Here is a 25,436-nt window from a genome sequence, read left to right on the forward strand (position 1 = left end):
CCGGGTCATGGTGACGTTTGCGCGCGCGCAGGAGCGCGGCGAGGAGTGGATCAACGGGGACGTCCCGGCGTACCAGCACCGTGAGGTGCGGGTAAGGGAGTTCGACCTCGGGTTCGTGGTGTGGGGCGAGGACCGTGCCGACGGCCCGCGTTCCGACGCGGGCGGCCAGCGGCTGGTCATCGCGCGGGACAGCGGCGAGGCCACGCTGTGGCCCGCGCTGCCGGTGGGCGAGGTCATCCGCCGGTACGAGGAGCTGTACGGCCGCCCCGACGACGTCGAGGACGCGGTACCGGTGCCGCCCGCCGCGCGGGTGGACCTCAACCAGACGTCGTTCCTGCTGAGTCCGCCGGAGTGGCTGCAGGAGGCCGCGGACAAGCTGGGCATCCCGGACCGGCGTCAGGGTTCGGACGCGGGGCCGGGCCAGGGTGCGCCCTCGGTCCCGGCTCAGGGTTCCCCGGCGGGGCTCGCCCAGACGCAGGCCGGCATCCCCGCTGCCGCCCCGGACAGCGGGGCCGCCTGGCCGGCCGCCAAGAGCGAGGTGGAGGAGGCCCGCGACGGCGACACCCCGTGGGCCGGTACGGACACCAACGCCGACGGTGAGGACCGTTCGGTGCCGCTGCCCGCCACGGTGTTCGCGCCGCCGGTGTCCGACGGCACCCCGCCCCCGCCGACGGCCGCGCCGGACGCCAAGACGGCGCTGATGTCGGGTGGCAGCCAGCTCCCGCCCACCGCGGTCGCGCCGGCGGTGGCCGACACCAAGACGCCCGCCCAGGGACCCGGTACGCCTCCCGCTCCGGCCCGGCCGCTGCCGCCGCACGCCGGGGACATCGCCGACGCCGCGACCAGCAAGGCCGCCCCGCCGCCCCGCAAGCCGCGCGGTGGGGTCCTTCCGCACCCGCCGGGCGCCCCCGGCACTCCGGGTGCGCAGCCGGCCGGGGCCGCCGAGGGGTACGTACCGACGCAGTTGGTGTCCTCGCTGGGCCCCGAGACCCCGGCCGGGCCGGGCGGTACGCCGCAGCCGCCGGACGCTCCGGGCACCCCGGCCCCGCCCCGGCCCGCCGGAGCGCCCGGTGCCGTGCACCACGCGGAGACCGTGCTGTCCCCGCCCTCGCCCGGCGGCCCCGGCGTACCTCCGCCGCCGTCCGCCCCCGGCACGCCCCCCGCGCCCGGCACCCAGCCGACGGCGGGGATGCCGCCCGTACCCGGCATGCCGCCCGGCCCGCCGCCCGCGCCGCAGCCGATGCCGCACGCGGGTCCGCCGCCGCAGGGCGCGCCCATGCCGCCGCCCGGTGCCATGCCGCCACCGGGAGCGATGCCGCCCCCGGCCGGTGCCATGCCGCCGCCCGGCGCGATGCCTCCGCCGGCCGCGCCGATGCCCGGGCAGCCCGGCGCGTACGGGTATCCGCAGCAGGGGCAGCCCATGGTGGGGCCCGGCTACCAGGCGGTGCTGCGCTACCGCGCCCACGACGGCTCGGAGCAGCAGCTCATCCGGCGTTCCGCGCCGGGCACCCCGCACCCGGAGTGGCAGATCTTCCACGAGCTGCGCGCCATGAACGTGCCGCCGGACCAGGTGCTGGAGCTGCACACCGAGCTGGAGTCCTGTGAACTGCCGGGCGCGTACTGCGCGCGGATGATCCGGGAGCAGTGGCCTCAGGCGCGGATCGCGTCCATCGCGCCGTACGGCACCGACCACGCGAGCCGGCAGGAGGGCATGCAGGAGTTGCTGGCCCATCAGGGCGAGCTGCACCAGGTCGCGGACGGTCCCGCGCGGCCCGCGCCGGTGCGGGCGCCGCTGCCCCCTGTGCCGCCCGTGCCGCCGATCCCGCCGGAGGGCGTCGCGCAGGAGCTGGCGGCGGTGTTCGGTCCTGGCGTGTACCGGTTCGAGCAGCAGGCGGTGGCCCGGCAGGGCGTGCCGCCGGTCGTCGCGCACACCCTGGTGGTGGCCGGACTCCCGCTGGACATGGGCCCGTTCTTCTGGGCGCAGGCCCAGCCGGGGCGGCCGGTGCCGACCCTGGCGGAGCTGGCGGCCGAACGCGGGGTGGCACCGGCCTCGGACGCGGGGTCCTACCTGGTGATGGGCACGGACTTCGGCAAGGCGATCTGCGTGCAGTACGGCACCGCGAACATCGTGGCCGTGCCGGTGGAGAGCGGGCCGGGCGGGGCGCCGGTGCCTCCGCAGTTCGTCAACTCCGGGCTGCCCGAGTTCGCCCGTTGCCTGGCGCTGCTGGGCCGGATGTGGCGGCTGCGCTACGGCCTGAACCAGGAGCAGGCGGCCCGCTGGACCGTCGACTTCCAGGCCCAGTTGGCCGCCCTGGACCCGGCCGCGCTGGCGTCGCCGGAGAGCTGGTGGTCGGTGTTGCTGGAGCAGATGTGGGACGGCCTGCTTTAGCGGGCGCCGCCGCGCAGACAGGGGGCTCTTCACCGGTTCGGGTGAAGGGCCCCCTGGCGTTTTCTGACCGCTCCTGACCAGGTGCCGTCTACGGAGTGTCGGGTTATGAACAGATGTGACCCGACCGGCAGGATATGCGGGAAATCGTCCTGTCGGGTAGGTCCGGCGGAGAGGGGTCCCTGGTGAGCGGCACAGCGAGGACACCGCGCGGCTACCGTCCCGACCAGGTCGACGCGTACCTGGCGGCACTCTCCCGCGACCGGGACGCCGCCTGGGAGCGCGCGGCCCGCCTGACCGTACTGGCAGGGCGGATGGAGACCGAGTCCGCGCGGCTCCGGGAGACGGCCGCGGGGCTCGCCCCGCAGGAGTACGACGCCCTCGGCGAGCGCGCCCGGTACGCCTTCGGGCTGCTGCGCGAGGAGGCCCGGGCGGTGCGCGAGGCGGCCCACGAGGAGGCGCGGCGCGAAGTGGCGCGGGCCGAGCAGGACGCGGCCGGTGTCGCACGGGCCGCACGGGAGGCGGCGCGGGCACGGTGCGCCGAGGCCGAGGAGGAGGCCGCAGGGCTGCTGCTGGCGGCGCGTGCCGAGGCGGACGGTGTGCGGGTGGGCGCCCGGCGCGAGGTGCGGGAACTGCGCGGGCAGGCCCTCGCGGTACTGCGCGAGGCGCGTGCGCATGCCGCCGCGATGCCCGCCGTACTGGAGGCCGAGCAGGCGGAGCGCCGGGCGGCGGCCGCACGCGCGGACGCCGAGCGCGAGACGGCGGCCGAGGCCCGCCTCGCCGAGCGGACCGCCCGCGCGGAGGCCGAACTCGCGGCCGCCGGACGGGCGCTGGAGGAGACGGCCGTCCGGGCGCGGCACTGCCAGGACGAGGCACGCGCGCGTGCCGCCGAGATCCTCGCCGCGGCCCGCCTCCACGAGGAGCGCACCGCCCGCGAGACCGAACACGTCCTGCGCGAACACAGCGACACCTGGGACGACGTACAGGCCCAGACGAGCCGCGTACGCGACCGCCTGACCGAGTTGACGGGCCGGGCCGCCGCGCAGTGACGGGGGGTCACGCTTCGGGGTGCCCGTAGGGGGTGGCTTGACCCTGACGCGGCGTAAGGGTGGAGGCTGACTGTGGTCCGGGGTGGACACGACCCTGAGAAGGGCTCCACCCGTCGGTGGAGTACCCCTAGGGGTATCTCCGTACGAGGGCTCGGGGAGGGTTCGTCCCCGCGGAGGACGAGGGCGGGCATGCCCCGTCCTTAGTCTGTCTTTATGCCGCCAGGGGGGCGGCTGGCCGAACCCCGGGGGTAGGGATTTCCCCCCGGGAAACGGGGGCCCGCACCAGCGTGCGGCACCCCCCGCCACGGCCAGACTCGAGGCGTAGCGCACGGACGTCCCGGCCCGCACCACTCCACTCACGCATCGCACCGCGATCCAGGTCGCCCGCGATCGACCCGCATAGGAGACATACCGTGACATCGGCTGTGACCATTCCCAGGCACGGGGGTACTGGAGGGCCTACGGCCGTCGCCGCACGAGCGCGGCAGGTCGTGAAGGCCTACGGGGTCGGGGAGACCCGCGTCGTCGCCCTCGACCACGTCGACGTGGACATCGCCCGCGGCCAGTTCACCGCGATCATGGGCCCCTCCGGGTCCGGCAAGTCCACCCTGATGCACTGCCTCGCCGGTCTGGACACCGTGACCAGCGGTCAGATCTACCTGGACGAGACCGAGATCACCGGTCTGAAGGACAAGAAGCTCACCCGGCTGCGCCGCGACCGGATCGGCTTCATCTTCCAGGCGTTCAACCTGCTGCCGACGCTGAACGCGCTGGAGAACATCACGCTGCCCATGGACATCGCCGGCCGCAAGCCCGACAAGGCGTGGCTGGACCGGGTCGTGGAGACCGTCGGGCTCTCGGACCGGCTCAGGCACCGGCCCACCCAGCTCTCCGGCGGCCAGCAGCAGCGCGTCGCCGTGGCCCGCGCGCTCGCCGCCCGGCCGGAGATCATCTTCGGTGACGAGCCGACCGGAAACCTCGACTCCCGCGCCGGCGCCGAGGTCCTCGGCTTCCTGCGCCGCTCGGTGGACGAGCTGGGCCAGACCATCGTCATGGTCACCCACGACCCCGTCGCCGCCTCCTACGCGGACCGCGTGCTCTACCTGGCCGACGGCCGGATCGTGGACGAGATGCTGAAGCCCACGGCCGAGCAGGTCCTGGACCGCATGAAGGACTTCGACGCGCGGGGGCGCACATCATGACCGTCCTGAAGACCTCGCTGCGCAACTTCCTCGCGCACAAGGGCCGGATGGCGCTCTCCGCGATCGCGGTCCTGCTCTCGGTGGCGTTCGTCTGCGGCACCCTGGTGTTCACCGACACCATGAACACCACCTTCGACAAGCTCTTCCAGGTGACGTCCTCCGACGTCACGGTGAGCGCCAAGGGCGCCTCCGACACCGGGGAGACCACCTCCGACACCGGCAAGCCGCCGGTCCTGCCCGCCGCCGTCGTCGGCAGGATCGAACGGGCGCCGGGCGTGAAGTCGGCCGAGGGCACCGTGTTCTCCACCTCGGTCACCGTGGTCGACGGCGACAAGGAGAAGCTGTCGCCCACCAGTGGCGCCCCGACCATCGTCGGCAACTGGAACGCCAACGACGCCCGCACCATGAAGATCACCACCGGTGCGGCGCCCCAGGGTCCCGGCCAGATCATGGTCGACGCCGACACCGCCGACAAGCACCACCTGAAGCTCGGCGACGACATCGGGGTCATCACCGCCGTCGGCACGCACCACGCGCGCCTGTCCGGCATCGCCACCTTCACCGTCACCAACCCCGGCGCGGCGATCTTCTACCTGGACACGAAGACCGCCCAGCAGGCCCTGGTCGGCCGCACCGGCGTCTTCACCAACGTCAACGTCACCGCCGCCCAGGGCATCACCGACGCCCGCCTCAAGCGGGACGTGAGCGCCGCCCTCGGCACCGGCTACAAGGTGCAGACCGCCAAGGAGGTCGCCGACGCCAACCAGCAGGACGTGAAGAGCTTCCTCGACGTCATGCGGTACGCGATGCTCGGCTTCGCCGGGATCGCCTTCCTGGTCGGCATCTTCCTGATCATCAACACCTTCTCGATGCTGGTCGCCCAGCGCACCCGCGAGATCGGCCTGATGCGGGCCATCGGTTCCTCCCGCCGCCAGGTCAACCGGTCGGTGCTGATCGAGGCCCTGCTGCTCGGCGTCGTCGGCTCCGTGCTCGGGGTGGGCGCCGGGGTCGGGATCGCGGTCGGCCTGATGAAGCTCATGGGCCAGATCGGCATGCACCTGTCCACGGACGATCTGACGGTCGCCTGGACCACCCCGGTCGCCGGTGTGGTGCTCGGCGTCGTCGTCACCGTCCTCGCCGCCTACCTGCCGGCCCGCCGCGCGGGCAAGATCTCCCCGATGGCCGCCCTGCGCGACGCGGGCGCCCCGGCCGACGCCCGGGCCGGCGTGATCCGCGCGGTCATCGGCCTGGTCCTCACCGGCGCCGGCGCCGCCGGCCTGGCCGCGGCCGCCGCCGCCGACCACGCCACGACCGGCTCGGCCTGGCTGGGCCTCGGCATCGTGCTCACCCTGATCGGCTTCGTGGTGATCGGCCCGCTGCTCGCCTCCGGCGTGGTGCGCGTCCTCGGCGCGATCGTCCTGAGGGTCTTCGGCCCCGTCGGCCGCATGGCCGAGCGCAACGCGCTGCGCAATCCGCGCCGCACCGGCGCGACCGGCGCCGCGCTGATGATCGGCCTCGCCCTGGTGGCCTGCCTGTCCGTGGTCGGTTCGTCCATGGTGGCCTCCGCCACCGACCAGCTCGACAAGACGGTGGGCGCGGACTTCATCGTCCAGAGCGACAACGGCTCCGTCATCACCCCGCAGGCCGTCGACGCCCTCAAGCGCACCGAGGGGCTGGAGCGGGTCACCGAGTACAAGGTCCTCCCGGTGACCATGACCACGCCGGACGGCAAGGTCTCCAAGAACGAGACCCTCAACGCCGCCGATCCCACCTACGCCGAGGACCTGCGCACCAAGACCGTCCAGGGCGACCTCGCCGACGCCTACGGCGCCGACTCCATGTCCGTCTTCGCCGGCTTCGCCAAGGACCACGGCATCAAGCTCGGCTCCAAGGTCGACGTCGCCTTCAAGGACGGCCGTACCGCCGAGCTGACGGTCCGCGCGATCACCAGCGACGAGGTCGTGGTCGACAAGGGCGCCATGTACGTCTCCATCGCCACGGCGAAGAAGTACGTGCCGGCCGACAAGATGCCGCTCGACCTGCTTTTCTTCGCCACCGCCAAGGAGGGCCAGCAGGACGCCGCGTACAAGGCGCTGAAGGCGTCCCTGCACGACTACCCGCAGTACACCGTCCGCGACCAGACCGACTACAAGCAGGCCCTCAAGGACCAGATCGGCCAGCTCCTCAACCTGATCTACGGCCTCCTGGCGCTCGCCATCATCGTCGCCGTCCTCGGCGTCGTGAACACCCTGGCCCTCTCGGTGGTGGAGCGCACCCGCGAGATCGGACTCATGCGAGCCATCGGCCTCTCCCGCCGCCAGCTCCGCCGCATGATCCGCCTGGAGTCGGTGGTGATCGCGCTCTTCGGCGCCCTCCTCGGCCTCGGCCTGGGCATGGGCTGGGGCGCCACCGCGCAGAAGCTCCTGGCCCTGCAGGGGCTGAAGGTGCTGGACATTCCCTGGCCGACGATCATCACGGTCTTCATCGCCTCGGCCTTCGTGGGGCTGTTCGCGGCGCTGATCCCGGCGTTCCGGGCGGGGCGGATGAATGTGCTGAGCGCTATCGCTACGGAGTGAGGGGGAGCGACAGGGGCCGGTGCCGGGAGCTCGGGGGCTCCCGGCACCGGCGTTTGCTTTCCAAGCCGGCCTTTTTCAGCGAGCCGAGACGGGCGGGCCCGGCGGGAAACCGGGGGTCCAGGGTGAAGGGCCCCCTGGTACGCCGACTGCACCACAGGCCCCCCAGGAAGCAGACGTTATCCACAGCCCCCGCCAAGCCGGAGCGCAGCGTCGTACGCTGGAAGACCCCCGGCCCGTACGACGAGTCGGGCGATTCGCGTTCCCACCCCCAGGACGGAAAGCCCCTCCATGAGCCTGCACGGTCTGCTCGACGCCGTCGTCAAGGACCCCGCCCTCGCGGAAGCGATCACCGCGGCCAAGGAGGGCAACCGCCCCCACATCGACCTCGTAGGTCCCCCCGCGGCCCGCCCCCTGGCCATCGCAGCCCTGGCGCGGGACACCACCCGCCCGGTGCTCGCGGTGACCGCGACCGGCCGCGAGGCGGAGGACCTGGCCGCAGCGCTCCGCTCACTGCTGCCGCCCGAGGGCGTCGTGGAGTACCCCTCCTGGGAGACCCTCCCGCACGAACGCCTCAGCCCCCGCAGTGACACCGTCGGCCGCCGCCTGGCCGTACTGCGCCGCCTGGCCCACCCCCGCCCCGACGACCCCGAGACCGGCCCCGTCTCCGTCGTCGTGGCCCCGGTTCGCTCCGTACTCCAGCCGCAGGTCAAGGGCCTGGGCGACCTGGAACCCGTATCTCTGCGCACCGGCGAGACCGCCGACCTGAACGAGGTCGTGGAAGCCCTCGCCGCCGCGGCGTACGCGCGCGTGGAGCTGGTCGAGAAGCGCGGCGAGTTCGCCGTACGCGGCGGCATCCTGGACGTGTTCCCGCCCACCGAGGAACACCCCCTGCGCATCGAGTTCTGGGGCGACGACGTAGAGGAGATCCGCTACTTCAAGGTCGCCGACCAGCGCTCCCTGGAGGTCGCCGAACACGGTCTGTGGGCCCCGCCCTGCCGCGAGCTGCTCCTCACCGACGACGTACGCGCCCGCGCGCGTGCCCTCGCCGAGCAGCACCCCGAGCTGGGCGAACTGCTCGGCAAGATCGCCGAGGGCATCGCGGTCGAGGGCATGGAGTCCCTCGCCCCCGTCCTCGTCGACGACATGGAACTGCTCCTCGACGTCCTCCCCGAGAACGCGATGGCCGTGGTCTGCGACCCGGAGCGGGTCCGTACCCGCGCCTCCGACCTCGTCGCGACCTCCCAGGAGTTCCTCCACGCCTCCTGGGCGGCCAGCGCGGGCGGCGGCGAGGCGCCCATCGACGTCGGCGCGGCCTCCCTGTGGTCCATCGCGGACGTGCGGGACCGCGCGCGCGAGCTGGACATGATGTGGTGGTCCGTCTCGCCGTTCGCCGCCGACGAGGAGCTGGGCGGCGACACCCTCAAGCTCGGCATGCGCGCCCCCGAGACCTACCGCGGCGACACCGCCCGCGCCCTCGCCGACACCAAGGGCTGGCTCTCCGACGGCTGGCGCACGGTGTTCCTCACCGAGGGCCACGGCCCCGCCTCCCGCACCGTCGAGGTGCTCGGCGGCGAGGGCATCGCGGCCCGGCTGGACGCCGACCTCGACGAGCTGAGCCCGTCCGTGGTCCACGTCTCCTGCGGCTCGATCGACCACGGCTTCGTGGACCCGGCGCTCAAGCTGGCCGTCCTCACCGAGACCGACCTGACCGGGCAGAAGGCCGCCGGCCGCGAGGGCGCCCGCATGCCCGCCCGCCGCCGCAAGGCCATCGACCCGCTCACCCTCGAGTCGGGCGACTACATCGTCCACGAGCAGCACGGCGTCGGCCGCTACATCGAGATGGTGCAGCGCACCGTCCAGGGCGCCACCCGCGAGTACCTGGTCGTGGAGTACGCCCCCGCCAAGCGCGGCCAGCCCGGCGACCGGCTGTACATCCCCACCGATCAGTTGGAGCAGATCACCAAGTACGTCGGCGGCGAGGCCCCCACCCTGCACCGCCTGGGCGGCGCCGACTGGACGAAGACCAAGGCGCGCGCCAAGAAGGCCGTCAAGGAGATCGCCGCCGACCTGATCCGGCTGTACAGCGCCCGCATGGCCGCCCCCGGCCACGCCTTCGGCGGCGACACCCCCTGGCAGCGCGAACTGGAGGACGCCTTCCCGTACGCGGAGACCCCGGACCAGCTCACCACTATCGCCGAGGTCAAGGAGGACATGGAGAAGTCGGTCCCCATGGACCGCCTGATCTGCGGCGACGTCGGCTACGGCAAGACCGAGATCGCCGTCCGCGCCGCCTTCAAGGCCGTCCAGGACGGCAAGCAGGTCGCCGTCCTGGTGCCGACCACCCTGCTGGTGCAGCAGCACTTCGGCACGTTCTCCGAGCGGTACTCGCAGTTCCCGGTCAACGTGCGCGCCCTGTCCCGCTTCCAGACCGAGACCGAGGCCAAGGCCGTCCTGGAGGGGCTCAAGGACGGCTCGGTGGACGTGGTCATCGGCACCCACCGCCTGTTCTCCTCCGAGACCAAGTTCAAGGACCTCGGCCTGGTCGTCGTCGACGAGGAACAGCGCTTCGGCGTCGAGCACAAGGAGCAGCTCAAGAAGCTGCGCGCCAACGTGGACGTCCTCACCATGTCCGCCACGCCCATCCCGCGCACCCTGGAGATGGCGGTCACCGGCATCCGCGAGATGTCCACGATCACCACCCCGCCCGAGGAGCGCCACCCGGTCCTCACCTTCGTCGGACCGTACGAGGAGCGGCAGATCGGCGCCGCCATCCGCCGCGAACTCCTCCGCGAGGGCCAGGTCTTCTACATCCACAACCGCGTGGAGTCCATCGACCGCGCGGCCGCCCGGCTCCGCGAGATCGTCCCCGAGGCGCGCATCGCCACGGCCCACGGCCAGATGTCCGAACAGGCCCTGGAACAGGTCGTGGTGGACTTCTGGGAGAACAAGTTCGACGTCCTGGTCTCCACTACGATCGTGGAGTCCGGCATCGACATCTCCAACGCCAACACCCTGATCGTGGAGCGCGGGGACAACTTCGGCCTCTCCCAGTTGCACCAGTTGCGCGGCCGCGTCGGCCGTGGCCGCGAGCGCGGGTACGCCTACTTCCTGTACCCGCCGGAGAAGCCGCTCACCGAGACCGCGCACGAACGGCTCGCCACCATCGCCCAGCACACCGAGATGGGCGCCGGCATGTACGTCGCCATGAAGGACCTGGAGATCCGCGGCGCGGGCAACCTGCTCGGCGGCGAGCAGTCCGGCCACATCGCGGGCGTCGGCTTCGACCTGTACATGCGCATGGTGGGCGAGGCCGTGGCCGACTACCGGCGTCAGTTGGAGACGGGGGAGCCTGGGGCGGGAGGTGTGGAGGAGCCGCCGCTCGAGGTCAAGATCGAGCTGCCGGTCGACGCGCACGTCCCGCACGACTACGCGCCGGGCGAGCGGCTGCGCCTCCAGGCGTACCGGTCCATTGCCTCCGCCAACTCGGAGGACGACATCAAGGCCGTCCGCGAGGAACTCACCGACCGCTACGGCAAGCTGCCCGAACCGGTGGAGAACCTGCTGCTCGTCGCCGGTCTGCGCATGCTCGCGCGGGCCTGCGGCGTCGGTGAGATCGTCCTCCAGGGCCCCAACATCCGCTTCGCGCCGGTGGAGTTGCGCGAATCGCAGGAGCTGCGGCTGAAGAGGCTGTACCCGGGCTCGGTCATCAAGCCGACCGCGCACCAGGTGCTGGTGCCGCGTCCCAAGACGGCCAAGGTCGGCGGCAAGCCGCTGGTCGGCCGTGAACTCCTGGGCTGGGTCGGGGAGTTCCTGGCATCGATCCTGGGGTCCTGAGGCAGTTGGCTTTGAGGGCGCAGTCCGGTCGAGAGGGCTGGGGGAGCGGTGGTTCTCCCGGCCCTCTCGGCTGCCTGCCCGCTGCCCGGGCCCGTGTCAGTCGGCCGCCGAGTGGAACAGCATCGCGGTGAGCGCGCGGAACGTGTCCTCCGGGTCCTCCTCTCCCATCTGGTTGTCGAGGTTGTGGCCGAGGAGCAGAGTGGCGTAGCCGTGGGCCAGCGACCAGGCGGCCATCCCGGCCAGCCGGGCGTCGGGGCCCCGGTCGCCGGGGTCGACGGTGGCGACGGCTTGGCTCAGGGCGTCACCGGCCAGGGCGCGGGCCGTGGTCAGTTCCAGGTCCTCGGCGCGCAGCAGCTCCGGGCTGAACATCACCTGGAAGTGCGCGGGGTGCTCGCGGGCGAAGCGGACGTACCGAACGCCGGCCTCACGCAGGCCGGGAGCCTCCCGCAGGGCATCCGCGAGAAGGCCGAACCCCTCGGCGGCTATCGCGGTGAGCAGGCCGGTCCGGTCCTTGAAATGGTGCGCGGGCGCCGCGTGCGAGACCCCGGCGCGGCGGGCGAGGTCGCGCAGGCTCAGTGCACCGGGGCCTTCGGCGGCGATGACGTCGAGCGCGGCGGACAGCACGGCCCGCCGCAGGTCGCCGTGGTGGTACGTCCGGCGGTCCGCGGACGCGGAGTTCGAGGGACTCATGGAACCAGAATACGCGGAATCTAGTCATTGACAAGTTCCTTTTGTCCCGGCAATCTAGTCAGTGTCAAGTCGAAGGCGACCGGCCGACGGTCGCATCCGGGGGAGGGGACCGGCATGTCCGAGAAGACACTGGAAACGGTGGAGACGGCCCGCGTACGCCAGCTCTGGCACCTGCTCGAGCCCTTCCACGCCCTGCTCTACTACGCACCCGAGGTGGAAGAGGAGATGGCCGCGCTCGGGTACGGCACCGAGGATCGCTGGCCCGCCTATTTCCCTTTGCGTGCGGCCCCGTTGGGAGAGGTCGGCGCCGAGCGTGCGACCTCGGCCTTCTACAGCTTCAGCCCGCGCATGGTCGCCCGGCACATGGAGGGGACGTGGGACATCGCCGGCCCCCGGGATGTACTGGCGGCCCGCCTGCGCGGCATCGACCGTGCCTACCGCGCCATACTCGGAGACGGTGTCGAGGGGCCCGGACTGGCCGAGGCCGCCGCCCTGGCCCGCCGCGCGGCGGAGTCGGCCGGCACCGAGGGCCGACCCCTCGCCGCGGCCAACGCGGAACTCCCGTGGCCCGAGGCCCCGCACCTCCAGTTGTGGCACGCGGCCACGATCCTGCGGGAACACCGGGGCGACGGCCACCTGGCCGCCCTGCTCGTCGCCGGACTCGATCCCGTGGAGTCCCTGGTGTCCTTCGCGGCGATAGGCGCCGCGTCCGTGGAACGCTTCGAAAGCCGGGGCTGGAGCCGCGAGGAATGGGCGGCCGCCCGCGAACGCCTCGCGGCGCGCGGCCTGGTGGAGCCGGACGGTACGGCCACGCAGGAGGGCCGCGTCCTGCGCCGCCGCGTCGAGGAGCACACCGACCGCCTGGCCGCCGCCCCTTGGCAGTCCCTCGGCCGGGCGGGCGCGGACCGCCTGGGCGACCTCCTCGGCGACCACTGGGTCGCGGTCCTCTCCTCCGGCCTGCTGCCCACCGAATCGACCCTGGGAATAGGCAAGGTCTGAGAAAGGCGCGCGAACCGGCAGACGCCCAGGGCCCCGAATGACGCTGTACGCCCCTTCTGTTCCTATCCACCAAGCGGTGAGCGGCCGTTACGGTGGAGGGCGGATCTCTCCGCCCGCGTCCGCGGACGGACCAGGGCGAACGAGGGGGACGCACGTGAAGCGTCTGTGGGGCGGGGCGGTCACCGCCATGGTCGTGATGACCGCCGTGACGGGCTGCAAGGCCGAAGAGGTCAACGGCTCTTCCGGCGCGGAGCCGACGGGCGCCAAGGGTGCCGCACTGTCCGCCGTCGACTCACTGGAGGTCAAGGGCCGGGCACCGAAGACCGGTTACTCCCGTGAGCGCTTCGGCAGCGCCTGGGCCGACACCGACTCCAACTCCTGCGACACCCGTGACGACATCCTCAAGCGCGACCTGAAGGAGGTGAGGTTCAGCGGAGGTAAGTGCAAGGTCACCTTCGGCGTGCTGGAGCCCGACCCGTACTCCGGCAAGACGGTCACCTACCGGCGCGGCCGCAGCCTGGTCGACATCGACCATGTCGTCGCCCTCTCGGACGCCTGGCAGAAGGGCGCCAAGTACTGGGACAGCAGCAAGCGCATAGCCCTCGCCAACGACCCCTTGAACCTCATCGCGGTCGACGCGAGCACCAACCGCGGCAAGGGCGACGGCGACACCGCGAGCTGGGTCCCTCCGGAGAAGAAGTACCGCTGCACCTACGTCGCCGCCCAGGTCGCCGTGAAGAAGAAGTACGACCTGTGGGTCACCTCGGCGGAGAAGTCCGCGATGAAGAAGATCCTCACCTCCTGCCCCGCCCAGAAACTCCCCACAGGCGGCAACCCCACCAACGCCCCGTCCCGCTTCCGGGCCCGCTGAGACGGATCGTCATCACCCGTTCTCCGTCCATGTGTTGGTTCGGTCCGCATTCGATCATGTGACGGCAAAGTTGTTCACAAGCTGCAAAGGAGTATTTATCGACAAACTGGTCCGGTTGAGCAAGCGGCGTTCAAGAGTTGCGCAAGATCACCCCTCGCGCCTGTCCACAGGGTGTGCACAACGGCAGGATCAGTGGGCTTATCTGTCGCTTACTGATCGCTGGAGTCGAGCCCGTGCCTACCAGGCCACTCAGTCGACCTAGACCCGCACGGCGTGCTCAACGTCTGCGGCGCTCGGTCGCCGTTGTCGTACTCACCGCGCTGGCACTGATGTTCACGACCGATCAGGCCCTCGCCGAGGGCCTGGAACTCGGTCGCGTCACGTTGCCGAGCGCCAGTCTGTCCTCGTGGGCCTCCTGGTTCACCGACCCGCACTGGGGCAAACTGCCGCACCAGCAATCCGGTACCGCGGCCGGCAAGCGACACCATGTGTCCGCCGCCGCGACCCGCGCCCATCGGGGCGCAGGGCACAAGCCGGGGCATGGCCGGGGCGAGTTGGGCGCGTACAAGGCGCACAAGTCGTCGGCGAAGGCCGGGTTGAGTGCCTCGTTCCGTGGCTTCAACCCCCGGACCAGCAAGCGGGTGTCGGGCCGGTCGACGCAGAAGTCGACGTATTACCACAACGCGGACGGCTCGTTCAGCCGGAAGGTGTCCCCCTTCCCCCTGAACTACAAGGACCCGAAGGGTGAATGGCAGCAGATCGACACCGCTGTCGCCCGTGGTCCTGACGGCCGGTGGGACGAGAAGTCCAACGCGGTGGACGTCGGCTTCGCGCCGAAGGCGGCGGACGACGATCTCGCCTCGTTCGGCAAGGACGGCAAGAGCGTCGGGTTCGCCCTCGAAGGGGCCGCGAAGGTCCCCGGAGTGGCGAAGGGGTCGACGGTCGCCTACCCGGAGGTGCTCCCGGACACCGATCTGGAGCTGACGTCCACGTCGGTGGGTCTGCGGCAGGCGCTGGTGCTGCACTCGGCGGACGCCGCGAACTCCTGGGTGTTCCCTCTTCACCTGAAGGGGCTGACGGCGGAGCTGAACAAGTCCGGCGGCGTGGACCTGCGGGACGCCAAGGGCAAGGGTGTCGCCTCGATCCCGTCGGCCTATGCGTTCGACTCGAAGATCGACAAGGTGTCCGGGGAGCGGGCGACGACGCACGCGGTGTCGTACGAGCTGGTCACCTCGCACGGTGAGCCCGCGCTGCGGATGACGCTGAACCCCGCGTGGCTGCACGCCAAGGCACGCCAGTTCCCGGTCACGGTCGACCCGGACACCTCGGTGTGGGACTACGTGCACAGCACGTACACGGAGTCGGGCTACCCGGTGGCCGACCGGTCGCAGGAGCAGACCCTGAAGATCGGCTCCTACGACTCCGGTTCGCACTCGGCGATCTCGTTCGTGCAGGACTGGCGGGACAGCTTCGACGGCTCGGGTGTCTCCCTGGTCTCGGCCAACCTGCACCTGTACGACATATGGGCCTCGACCTGTACGCCGGAGGCGTTCAACGTCGCGCAGGTATCGGCCGCGTGGGACCCGACCGACGCGATGACCTACCCCGGTCCGGCGCACGGTGCCTCGATCGGCAGTGTCACCCCGACGGTGGCCAACGCGTGTGCCAACACCACCGGTGACCAGTCCGGTGGCGACTGGGTGACGGTGCCGCTGGACACGGCGGCGATGCAGAAGTGGGCCAGCGGCACCACCGCGGACCACGGCCTGGCGATCTACGCCGCGACCACGGACGCGCTGCACTGGAAGCAGTTCGGCTCCATGGCCTACCCCGGTGACGAGCCGTACATCGTGTACGACTACACCGGTGATGTCGCCCCGATGGTGGAGGCGACCTTCCCGGCGAACAACTCCTCGATCACGACGCTGACTCCCGAGCTCCAGGCGTTCGCGGACTTCCAGCAGAACCCGGCGGCGCAGAAGTACGACTTCAAGGTCTACAACGCCTCCGGCGCCCTGGTCGCGGACTCCGGTCTCGTGACCACGCCGAACTGGACCGTGCCGGCCGGCAAGCTGGCCTGGAGCACCTCCTACACCTGGACCGCACAGGCATACGACGGGACCAAGTACTCCACGGTCTCCCCCTCCTCCGCGCTGACGACGGAGGTGCCGCAGCCGTTCCTGACCTCGGAGCTGTCGCAGAACAGCAGTGACCATGGCTATGACGCCACCATCGGCAACTACACGACCTCCGACACGGACGCGTCGATCTCCACGGTCGGCCCGAGCCTCGATGTCGAGCGTGACTACAACTCCCGCGACTTCCGGATATCCGGCGCGTTCGGTGCCGGCTGGTCGAGCATCTTCGACGCCAAGGTCACCGAGCAGAAGAGCGCGGCCGGCGCCCTGACCGGTGTCGTCGTCACCTACCCGGACGGTTCCGAGGTCGGCTTCGGCAAGAACTCCGACGGCACGTTCTCCGCGCCCTCCGGCCGATTCGCCATGCTGCGCACGCAGGCCTCCCCGGCCGGTTACACGCTGACCGACAAGGACGACACCGTCTACACCTTCGCCCAGCCCCTGGGCACCGGTGTGTCCGGCATCTCGTCGGTGAAGGACGCCAACAACCGCTCGGTGGACCTCACCTGGACCTCCGGACACGTCACCAGGATGAAGTCCGCCGTCTCCGGACGGTCCCTGAACCTGACCTGGTCCACACCCGCCGGCGCGACCGCGGCCCACGTGGCGACCGTCGTCACCGACCCGGTCGACCCGAAGGACTCCTCCAGCGCGCAGACCTGGACGTACGGCTACACGAACGACCAGCTCACCAAGGTCTGCTCACCGCTGTCGACGACCAAGTGCACGACGTACGGATACACCGGCGGTTCGCAGTTCCGCACCGAGGTGGAGAACGCCGGGGCGTCGGAGCTGTGGCAGTTCAACGAGGCCGGCGGCACCACGGCCGCCAGCTCGGTCGGTGACAGCGAGGGCACGGACAATGCCACGTACAGCGGTGTCACTCTCGGTCAGGCAGGCCCGCTGGCCGGCTCCACCGCGACCGCCGCGAAGTTCAACGGCACCTCCTCCTACGCGGAGCTGCCGCCGAGCCTGGTCTCCAGCTCCAACCAGCAGACCATGTCGATGTGGTTCAAGACGACCACGGCCCCGGGTGTGCTGTTCTCCTACTCCACGCTGCCGCTGAGCTACACCATGGCCCAGGGGCAGTACACGCCGGGCATCTACGTCGGCACGGACGGCAGGCTCAACGCCGAGTTCTGGAACAGCACCGGCGTCTCCCCGATCGTCAGCTCCTCCGCCGTGAACGACGGCGCCTGGCACGAGGTCGTGCTCGCGGGCGCCGGTTCGCTCCAGACGCTGTACCTGGACGGCGCCAAGGTCGGCACGCGCTCGGGCATGATCTCCTACAGCAACGGCTACCACAGCGCGCTCCAGAACCACACCTACATCGGTGCCGGCTTCCTGGGCGGTACCTGGCCGGACGAGCCCCACTACTCGACCACGAGCAACCAGGGCTTCCCGACCTACTTCAACGGCACCATCGCCGACGTCGCCCTGTACCCGGACGCGCTGACCGCCGACCAGGTGTCGCGCATCCACACCGCGGCCACCAAGACCTCGCCGCTGCTGACCACCGTCACCCGCCCGTCGGGCAAGGCGTTCGCCGGCATCACCTACGACACCAACGCCGCTCGCGTCACCCAGTTGACCGACGAGAACGGCGGTGTGTGGAAGCTGAACCCGGCGACCATCACCGGCTCCAGCAACACCTACCGCGGCGCGGTCCTCGGGGGTGCCCCCAGCCAGTACTACCGCTTCGGCGAGTCGGCGGGCGCCACGACGGCGCTCGACGAGGTACGCGGCGGGACGGGTACCTACTCGTCCGTGACGCTGGGCTCGGCCGGTCCGTTCAGCGACCACACCACCGGCGCGTTCAACGGCACGTCCTCGAAGGTGACGCTGCCCAGCGGCACGATTCCCGGCACCGGCCCCGAGTCGGTGGACATGTGGTTCAAGACGGCCACCGCCAACGGTGTCCTCGTCGGCGCCTCCAAGGACCCGCTGGGCACCACCACCCCGACCGCCTACACGCCCCTTCTCTACGTGGGCAGCAGCGGCAAGCTGTACGGAGAGTTCTACTTCTCCGGCGGCTCCACCAAGCCGCTGGGCACCGCGTCGGCGGTGACCGACGACAAGTGGCACCACGTCGTGCTCTCCACGTCGGCGACCAGCCAGTCCCTCTACCTGGACGGCAACCTGGTCGGTACCCAGACCGGCACCGCCGCGATGAGCGGCCAGCCCTACACCTACGTGGGCGCGGGTTACCTCGGCGGCAACTGGCCCGACGAGGCGCACAGCAGCGGCACGGACAACACCGGTTACGCCACCTACTTCAAGGGCTCGATCGCCGAGGCCGCGGTCTACCGTTCGCAGCTCTCCGCGGACGACGTCGACGCGCAGTACGACGCGGCGCTGAACTCCACCGGCCTGCTGCCGGTGAAGACGGTGACGGTGACGACGCCGACCAACGCCACGCTCAGCTACACGTACGACGTCACCCACGGCAACCGTCTGCTGAGCGAGACCGACGCCCTGGGCAACACCACCAGCTTCGGTTACGACACGTCCGGTTTCGAGCGCACGGTGACCGACCCGAACGGTTCGATGACCGTCACCGGTCATGACGTGCGCGGCAACATCGTCTCCTCCACGTCCTGCCAGGACCAGGCGGCGAACAAGTGCAACACCGAGTACTACACGTACTACCCCGACGACACGACGGCGCAGCTCACCACCGCCGACCCCCGCAACGACCAATTGCTGACCGAGCGGGACGGGCGTTCCACGTCGGCGAGTGACAACACCTACCTGACGACCTACACCTATGACCCGGCCGGCAACCAGACCGCGATCACCGGTCCCGCAGTGCCGGGCTTCCCGAACGGGCGGACCACGCAGACCGTCTACAGCGACGGCACCGCCACCTACCCGGCCGCGGACGGAGGTGTGGTGCCCGCGGGACTGCCGGTGAAGACGGTCAGTCCCGGCGGCGCGGTCAACCAGGTCGCCTACGACAAGAACGGTGACGTGGCGTCCACCACGGACGGCATCGGGCTGGTGACCTCCTACACCTACGACGGTGTCGGCCAGGTCAGCACCCAGAACGTGGTCTCCGACACCTATCCGGCCGGTCTGACAACGACGTACACCTACGACGCGGCCGGCCAGGTGACCAGGGAGGACGACCCGCAGATCACCGACCGGGTCAGCGGCGCCACGCACCGGCCCACGACCACCACGGTCTACGACGAGGACGGCAACACCACCTCGCAGACCGTGTCGGACGCGAGCGGCGGCGACCAGCCGCGCACGCAGACGTGGACCTACGACGCGTACGACCACGTGGCGACCGAGGCGGACGCCAATGTGGCCGCGGGCGCGAGCTACGGCAACACCACCACCTACGGCTACGACACCTCGGGCAACAAGACCAAGGAGGTCACCAGCGCCGGCGACGAGACCCGGTACACGTACGACGCGGAGGGCAACCTGCTCACGCAGGGCCTGATGTACACGGGCGACCCGACCGACCCGCAGCCCGCGACACTGCTGACCGAGTCCTCGCGGGCGTACGACCCGTCGGGCCGGCTCGCGTCGATCACCGACGCGATGGGCAACGTCACCGCCTACACGTACACCGACGACGGTCTGACCGCGACGGTCACGAAGAAGAGCGGTGACGGCAAGAGCACCTACGTGCTGGAGTCGGACACCTACGACGCGGCCGGGAACCTGCTCCAGTCCACCTCCGACAACGGCGAGACGGTCACCAAGTACACCGTCGACGCCGCTTCCCGCACCACGTCCACGGAGCTGGACCCGACCGGTGTGGACCGGGTGAGCACCGTCTCCTACACGCCGGACGACCAGGTCGCCAGCGAGACCGACCGCGACGCCTCCGGCTACGACCGCACCACCACCGACACCTACGACGACATGGGCAACCTGCTCAGCGAGACGCTGTACGGGGACGCCTCGGGTCATCCGGCGGGCTGGTGGAAGCTCGACCAGGGCTCGGGCACCTCGGTGACCGACTCCTCCGGTACCGGCAACACCGGTCAGGCGAGCAACGTCACCTGGACCGACTCGTCCGCCGGTCTCGCCGGGACGTCCACCGCGCAGGGTGTGGCGACGAACGGTCCGGTGCTGGACACCACCGCCTCGTACACCGTGTCGGCGTGGGTCAAGATGAGCTCGCTGCCGACCCGCAACGCGACCATCGTGGCGCAGAACGGCACCACCAACAGCGCGTTCATGCTGCAGTACAACTACGCGCACGCCGGTTCGCCGCTGTGGAGCCTGGACGACACGAGCAAGGACGCGGCCGGGCCGACGTTCCCGGCGGCGTACTCCACCGCGGTCCCCGCCGTCGGTGCGTGGACCCAAGTGGTCGGTGTCTACGACGCCTCCAACGGCTCCATGAAGCTGTACGTCAACGGCAGCCAGTCCGGCACCGCGGGCACCAACACCACTCCATGGGCCGCCACCGGGCCGCTGACCATCGGCCGCGCCAAGTACGCGGGCGCCGACAGCGACGCCCTGCCCGGCGGCGTCTCCAACGTGCAGGTCTACCAGCGGGCCCTGTCCGCCACCGAGGTCTCCTCGCTCTACGGCAAGGGACGCACCGGCGGCACGGTCGGCTCGTCCACCGCGCAGACCACCAAGTACGCCTACGACAAGCGTGGCCTCCCGTCGTCGATGACGGACGCGGAGAACCACACCACCGACTACGTCTACGACGAGGCCGGCAACCTCGCGCTCACCACCGCCCCGGCGGTCCAGGCGGAGACCGACGGCACCAACCCCGGCAGCGTCCGTCCGGTCACCACATCCGGGTTCAACACCTTCGGCGAGGCCGTCGAGGAGAGGGACCCCAACTTCCTCGTCACCAACACGGCGTACGACGCGGAGGGCAACAAGGTCTCCGAGACCCTGCCGTCCTACACCCCGGCCGGCGCCGCGCAGCCCAACGCCGGAACCACCGTGTGGACCTACGACAGCGAAGGGAACCAGACCTCCGTCACCACGCCGGGCGGCAAGACCACGTCGAACCTGTACGACCAGCTCGGCGACGTCGTCCAGACCACCGCGCCCGACGGCACCAAGACCCATGCCGTCTACGACACGGCCGGTGACCAGCTCTCGGCGACCGACCCGACCGGCGCCCAGACCCAGGCGACGTACGACTTCATGGGCCGTCCGCTGACGCGGACGACCCTGGAGCGCTACCCGTCGACCCGGACCCTGACCTCCACCAACTCCTACGCGGTCACCACCGGCAACCCCTACGGCGCGCACGTCGCCTCGACCACCAGCCCCGGCGGTGTGTCGTCCACGTACGCCTACAACCGCGCGGGCGACATCACCTCGGTCACCGACGGCGCCGGCAACACCACCAGGTACGCCTACGACTTCGAGGGCAACCCCGCGAAGACGACGCTGGCGGACGGCACCTATACGACGACCGACTACAACGCGTCCGGCGACCCGACGGCCACGCGCTCCTACGACGCCGGCGGCACCCAGCTCTGGAGCACGTCGCAGAGTTACGACGGTGTCGGCAACATGACCGCCGCGACCGACGCAGGCGGTCACACCAGCCAGTTCACCTACGACGCGGCCGGGACGATCACCCAGGAGACGCAGCCGGTCGACGCGTCGACGTCGATCACCACGACCTTCGGCTACGACCAGGCGGGCAACCGCACCCGGTTCACCGACGGCCGCGGCAACTCCTGGCGCTACACGTACACGCCGTGGGGCCAGCAGGAGAAGGTGATCGAGCCGACCACGTCGAAGTTCACCTCGGCGGCCGACTCGACCACGACCTTCGCCTACGACGCGGACGGCCAGGCGACGAACGTCACCCTGCCGGGCGGCACCACGACGTCGATGACGTACGACGGCAACGGCCAGCTCAAGACGATGTCCGGCTCCGGCGCGGACGCGGTCACGGCCACCCGCAGCTTCTCCTACGACACCGACGGACGTGTGCTGTCGGCGGACACGGCGGAGGCGGGTACCGCCGGAGCGGCCGACCACCAGAGCGCGACGCACGACGCGTTCACCTACGACGACCGCGGTGACGTCCTCACCACGTCGGGCTCGGCCGGGTCGTCCGGCTTCGCCTACAACGACGACGGCGCGATGACCTCGCGCACGGACGCCTCGGGCACCACGTCCTACGGCTACGACACCGCCGGCCGCCTGTCCTCGCTCAACGACGCGGCGACCGGCACCCAGCTCACCTACTCCTACGACCAGCTCAACCAGCTCAAGTCCGTCAAGTACGGTGCGACCGGCCAGACCCGCACCTTCGGATACAACACCGCGCACGAACTCACCACCGACACCCTGGTCCAGGGCGCGTCGACGCTGGCGAGCTTCACGTACGGCTACGACAAGAACGGCAACCTGACGTCGAAGACGACGACAGGGGTGTCGGGCGCGTCCAGCAACACCTACGGCTACGACTGGGCGAACCGCCTCACGTCGTGGAACAACGGCTCCACCAGCACGACGTACGCGTACGACGCCTCGGGCAACCGCATCCGCAAGGGCTCGGACGTCTACACGTACGACCAGCGCGACCAGCTCACCTCCGACGGCGTCCACACCTACGACTACTCGGCACGCGGCGCGATGACCCAGGAGTCGTCGGCATCGGGCACGACGGCGTACAAGACGGACGCGTTCGGCGACCAGATCGTCGCGGGTGACCAGGCGTACAACCTGGACGCGATGGGCCGCAACATCACCGACCGGGACACCTCGGCCGGGGGACTCACGCGGACCTTCGCCTACTCGGGCGCCGACAACACCATCGCCTCGGACGGCGACTTCACCTACACCCACGACGTGGGCGGCGGTGTGGTCGGCGTGAAGCCGGTCGGCGGCGGTGCCGGGGTGCTGGCCCTGACCGACCAGCACGACGACGTGGTCGGCACCTTCACCTCCGGCGCGACCGCGCTGGCCGGTTCGGCCTCCTACGACCCGCTGGGCAAGGTGGTCTCACCGACCGACACGGTCACCGGCCACCTGGGCTTCCAGTCCGGCTGGACCGAGCCCGGCACGGGCGACGTGGGCACCGCCTCGCGCTGGTACGACCCGGGCACCGGGCAGTTCCTCAACAAGGACAGCATGTCCTTGGACGCGGTGCCGAACTCGGTGGCGGCGAACCCGTTCGCCTACGTCGACGACAACCCGCTCGCGGGCACCGACGAGTCGGGCAACTGCTCCTGGTACGACGTGGTCTGCGGGGCGAAGAAGGCCGCGCACCATGTGGCCCACACGGTCAAGCACGTGGCGCACAAGGTCTACCACGCGGCCAAGCACGTGGCCCGCAAGGTGGTCCACGCGGTCAAGCACGTGGCGCACAAGGTCGCGCACCATGTGCGGGACGTCTACCACGCCACGGTCCGGGTTGTGCGCCGCGTCTACCACTACGCGGCACGGCACGTCAGACGCGCGTATCACCAGATAGTCCATGCGGTGCACTCGGCGTACCACGCCGTGCGCAAGGCCGCGCACCGAGTGGTCCACGCGGTGAAGAAGGCGGCGAAGAAGGTCGCCCACGCGGTGAGGAAGGCCGCGCACGCGGTGGCCCATGCCGCCCGCACGGCCTACCACGCCACGGTCAAGGCGGCGAAGACGGCGACGAAGTTCGTCAAGAACCACGCCGCCGCGATCACGTCGATCGTGGTCTCCACCGCGGTCTTCGCGGGCTGCGAGGCATTCACGGCCGGCATCGGCTCCATCGGCTGCGCGGCCGTCGCCGGCGCGGCGGGTGCCCTGGTCGAACAGGGCTTCAAGTGCGCCGACAACGGCGGTGACGACTGCAGCGTGGGCGCCTTCGCGGGCTCGGCGGTCGAGGGCGCGGTAACCGGCGCCGCCGGCGGAGCCCTCGGCGAACTCGGCGGCAAGATCCTCGCCAAGGCGGCCCCCAAGGCCCTGGAAGTAGCCGGCGGCCTCTTCGGCAAGGGAGCCACAGAAGCCGGCGAATCGGCTACGGCCGACGCGACGGACGAAGCCGCGGCAGCGGCGAAATCGGAGGCGTCGGGAACCAAGTCCCAGTCCCACTCGGACGAGGCACCGGCGGAGGAGGGTGCCGGCTGCCCGATTCCGCACAGCTTCACCGGCTCGACGCAGGTCCTGATGGCCGACGGTACGACCAAGGCCATCGATCACATCAAGGTCGGCGACACGATCGCCAACTCGGTCCCCGGCGCCAAGGGCACCGAGGCGCACAAGGTCACCGCGGTGATCGTCACGCACACGGACCACGACTTCGTGGACCTGGCGATCAAGAAGGCGGGCGGCAAGCGTTCGGTGAAGGCCGGCGCCAAGTCCCTGGCGAAGAAGGCGGCCCGCAAGGCGGCCTTCGGCCTGGCAGCGTCGGCCGCCGTCCTGGGCGCGCTGTCGGCCGGCCATGGCCACGGTGGCAGTGACCCGGCGACGTCCCCGGTGGCAGCGGTCAGCTCGGCGTCCTCGACACAGGCTGCCGAGCCGAAGCCCGCGCACCTGACGACGACCTTCCACCACCCCTTCTACGACGAGACCCAGTCGGCCTTCGTCGAAGCCAGGAACCTCAAGCCGGGTGACGTCCTCCAGACTCCGACCGGCACGGCCCAGGTCACCGGTGTCCGCCTTTACCACGCGAGCACCACGACGTACGACCTCACCATCGGCACCCTCCACACGTATTATGTGGAGGCTGCGGCCACGCCGGTTCTGGTTCACAACTTCGATGCCGAGTGTGAACTGGCGAAGCTACCCTCTCGGCCGAATCACGCAGGGCCGACGAGTGGGCGTAGTACTCTCAGCGACGAAACCATAGTCAGCGGAGGCGGTGGCGATCCCGCTACCAGAGCGACGAAGCGGTCTATCACTGACCGGCTCAGGGGTCTCGGTAAATGGGGTAGCAGGGCTGACTGGGGAGATGCCGACCACGTCGAGATGAAGGTGGTCGACATGATGGAAAAGCAAGCGGTTGATCACGCCGAAGTGGTGATCAATAATGAGGGCGGGCCATGCGTCAAGGCGGCCCCTGCCCTTTCTTGCTCCAATGTCTTGGACTCGTTGTTGGGTGGCAAGACGTTGAGGGTGCACTGGCGTGACAAGGAAACGGGCGAGATGATGAATCGTCTTTTCGGAGGTAGGGGATGACGATCAAGGGGCTTGAGGTGCAGTTCCGGCCTGAGCACACCAGAACTCCCGCTCTACTCGTCAGTGCGGATGACGTGGACTCGTTCATCGATGCCCTGCTGGACGGGCAACACGATCGTAATTGCGCCGTGGTCTACTCGCTTGACCGCCCAACGATGCCATCGGGGTATCGAGATCACGAGATGGCGGTCGGAGTCGATAGAGTCGCCCAGATGGGTGCACTGACTCTCGCGGCCGATGACGGTTATGTATCGAAGGGCTCGACGGATCGCGGAGTAGGCGAATATATGCTCCTCGGTCATGTGCGGGAGTTCATGCCGGGCTCGGAAATTCCCATCGAGCTTGTCCGTCAGGCGGTGAAGGAGTTTCTCGCCAGCGGTGGTCAGGTTCCCACGTGCATCGAATGGCAAAGGGAAGAGTATTAGGCTTCCAATAAAAATAGTGCCCTTGGTCAGGACTCGTCCGCCTAAGGGCGCTTGACGGCAACGCTGACGGCAACGCCGTCGGACGCCGGAGCCCCCACCCGCGGTTGAGGGTGAGGGTTCCGGCGTTCCTGTGTCGAGGACGTTCTGAAGTAGTTCTG

Annotated in this window: 10 protein-coding genes; 9 read left to right on the forward strand and 1 reads right to left on the reverse strand. The window is 70.4% G+C overall.

All coding sequences use genetic code 11. The features are described from left to right. The first annotated feature begins 7 nt into the window (after positions 1 to 7). The 5 genes from OG448_RS18245 (at position 8) to mfd (ending at position 11,047) form a co-directional block, all read left to right on the forward strand. Positions 8 to 2,389, forward strand: a complete 2,382-nt coding sequence (locus OG448_RS18245) for an SUKH-4 family immunity protein (RefSeq protein WP_405555117.1) — start codon at positions 8 to 10, stop codon at positions 2,387 to 2,389. A 182-nt stretch (positions 2,390 to 2,571) separates the two neighbouring features. Then, positions 2,572 to 3,435, forward strand: a complete 864-nt coding sequence (locus OG448_RS18250) for a cellulose-binding protein (RefSeq protein ID WP_405555119.1) — start codon at positions 2,572 to 2,574, stop codon at positions 3,433 to 3,435. A gap of 413 nt (positions 3,436 to 3,848) precedes the next feature. Further along, on the forward strand, positions 3,849 to 4,637 hold the full coding sequence (locus OG448_RS18255; RefSeq protein WP_405555121.1) for an ABC transporter ATP-binding protein: 789 nt from the start codon (positions 3,849 to 3,851) through the stop codon (positions 4,635 to 4,637). Beyond that, positions 4,634 to 7,213 carry an ABC transporter permease gene (locus tag OG448_RS18260; RefSeq protein WP_405555122.1) on the forward strand — a complete coding sequence of 860 codons (2,580 nt, stop codon included), beginning with the start codon at positions 4,634 to 4,636 and terminating at the stop codon, positions 7,211 to 7,213. Before OG448_RS18255 ends, OG448_RS18260 begins: the two co-directional genes overlap by 4 nt. 288 nt (positions 7,214 to 7,501) lie before the next feature. Further along, complete coding sequence (gene mfd, locus OG448_RS18265; protein ID WP_405555124.1) at positions 7,502 to 11,047, forward strand: transcription-repair coupling factor; 3,546 nt, start codon at positions 7,502 to 7,504, stop codon at positions 11,045 to 11,047. 96 nt (positions 11,048 to 11,143) lie between these two features. On the opposite strand, the gene OG448_RS18270 is transcribed toward mfd, so the two are convergent. Beyond that, positions 11,144 to 11,737 carry a TetR/AcrR family transcriptional regulator gene (locus OG448_RS18270; RefSeq protein WP_405555126.1) on the reverse strand — a complete coding sequence of 198 codons (594 nt, stop codon included), beginning with the start codon at positions 11,735 to 11,737 and terminating at the stop codon, positions 11,144 to 11,146. Between the two features lie 114 nt (positions 11,738 to 11,851). Between OG448_RS18270 and OG448_RS18275 the strand changes: the two genes are divergently transcribed. The 4 genes from OG448_RS18275 (at position 11,852) to OG448_RS18290 (ending at position 25,278) form a co-directional block, all read left to right on the forward strand. Continuing rightward, on the forward strand, positions 11,852 to 12,736 hold the full coding sequence (locus OG448_RS18275) for an SCO6745 family protein (protein ID WP_405555128.1): 885 nt from the start codon (positions 11,852 to 11,854) through the stop codon (positions 12,734 to 12,736). Between the two features lie 154 nt (positions 12,737 to 12,890). Beyond that, positions 12,891 to 13,607: an HNH endonuclease family protein gene (locus OG448_RS18280; RefSeq protein WP_405555130.1), complete on the forward strand. Its 717-nt coding sequence runs from the start codon at positions 12,891 to 12,893 to the stop codon at positions 13,605 to 13,607. Positions 13,608 to 13,936: 329 nt separating this feature from the next. After that, complete coding sequence (locus OG448_RS18285) at positions 13,937 to 24,853, forward strand: LamG-like jellyroll fold domain-containing protein (protein ID WP_405555132.1); 10,917 nt, start codon at positions 13,937 to 13,939, stop codon at positions 24,851 to 24,853. Further along, positions 24,850 to 25,278 (forward strand): Imm1 family immunity protein, encoded by a 429-nt coding sequence (locus OG448_RS18290; protein ID WP_405555134.1) that lies wholly within the window; start codon positions 24,850 to 24,852, stop codon positions 25,276 to 25,278. Before OG448_RS18285 ends, OG448_RS18290 begins: the two co-directional genes overlap by 4 nt. Positions 25,279 to 25,436 lie beyond the last annotated feature (158 nt).

The organism is Streptomyces sp. NBC_01171 (assembly GCF_045039805.1).
GTDB lineage: Bacteria > Actinomycetota > Actinomycetes > Streptomycetales > Streptomycetaceae > Streptomyces.

Coding starts and splice junctions, on each gene's coding strand:
- OG448_RS18245 (WP_405555117.1), top strand. CDS start 8: ATGGTGACGTTTGCGCGCGCGCAGGAGCGCGGCGAGGAGTGGATCAAC.
- OG448_RS18260 (WP_405555122.1), top strand. CDS start 4,634: ATGACCGTCCTGAAGACCTCGCTGCGCAACTTCCTCGCGCACAAGGGC.
- mfd (WP_405555124.1), top strand. CDS start 7,502: ATGAGCCTGCACGGTCTGCTCGACGCCGTCGTCAAGGACCCCGCCCTC.
- OG448_RS18270 (WP_405555126.1), bottom strand. CDS start 11,737: ATGAGTCCCTCGAACTCCGCGTCCGCGGACCGCCGGACGTACCACCAC.
- OG448_RS18275 (WP_405555128.1), top strand. CDS start 11,852: ATGTCCGAGAAGACACTGGAAACGGTGGAGACGGCCCGCGTACGCCAG.
- OG448_RS18285 (WP_405555132.1), top strand. CDS start 13,937: ATGTTCACGACCGATCAGGCCCTCGCCGAGGGCCTGGAACTCGGTCGC.
- OG448_RS18290 (WP_405555134.1), top strand. CDS start 24,850: ATGACGATCAAGGGGCTTGAGGTGCAGTTCCGGCCTGAGCACACCAGA.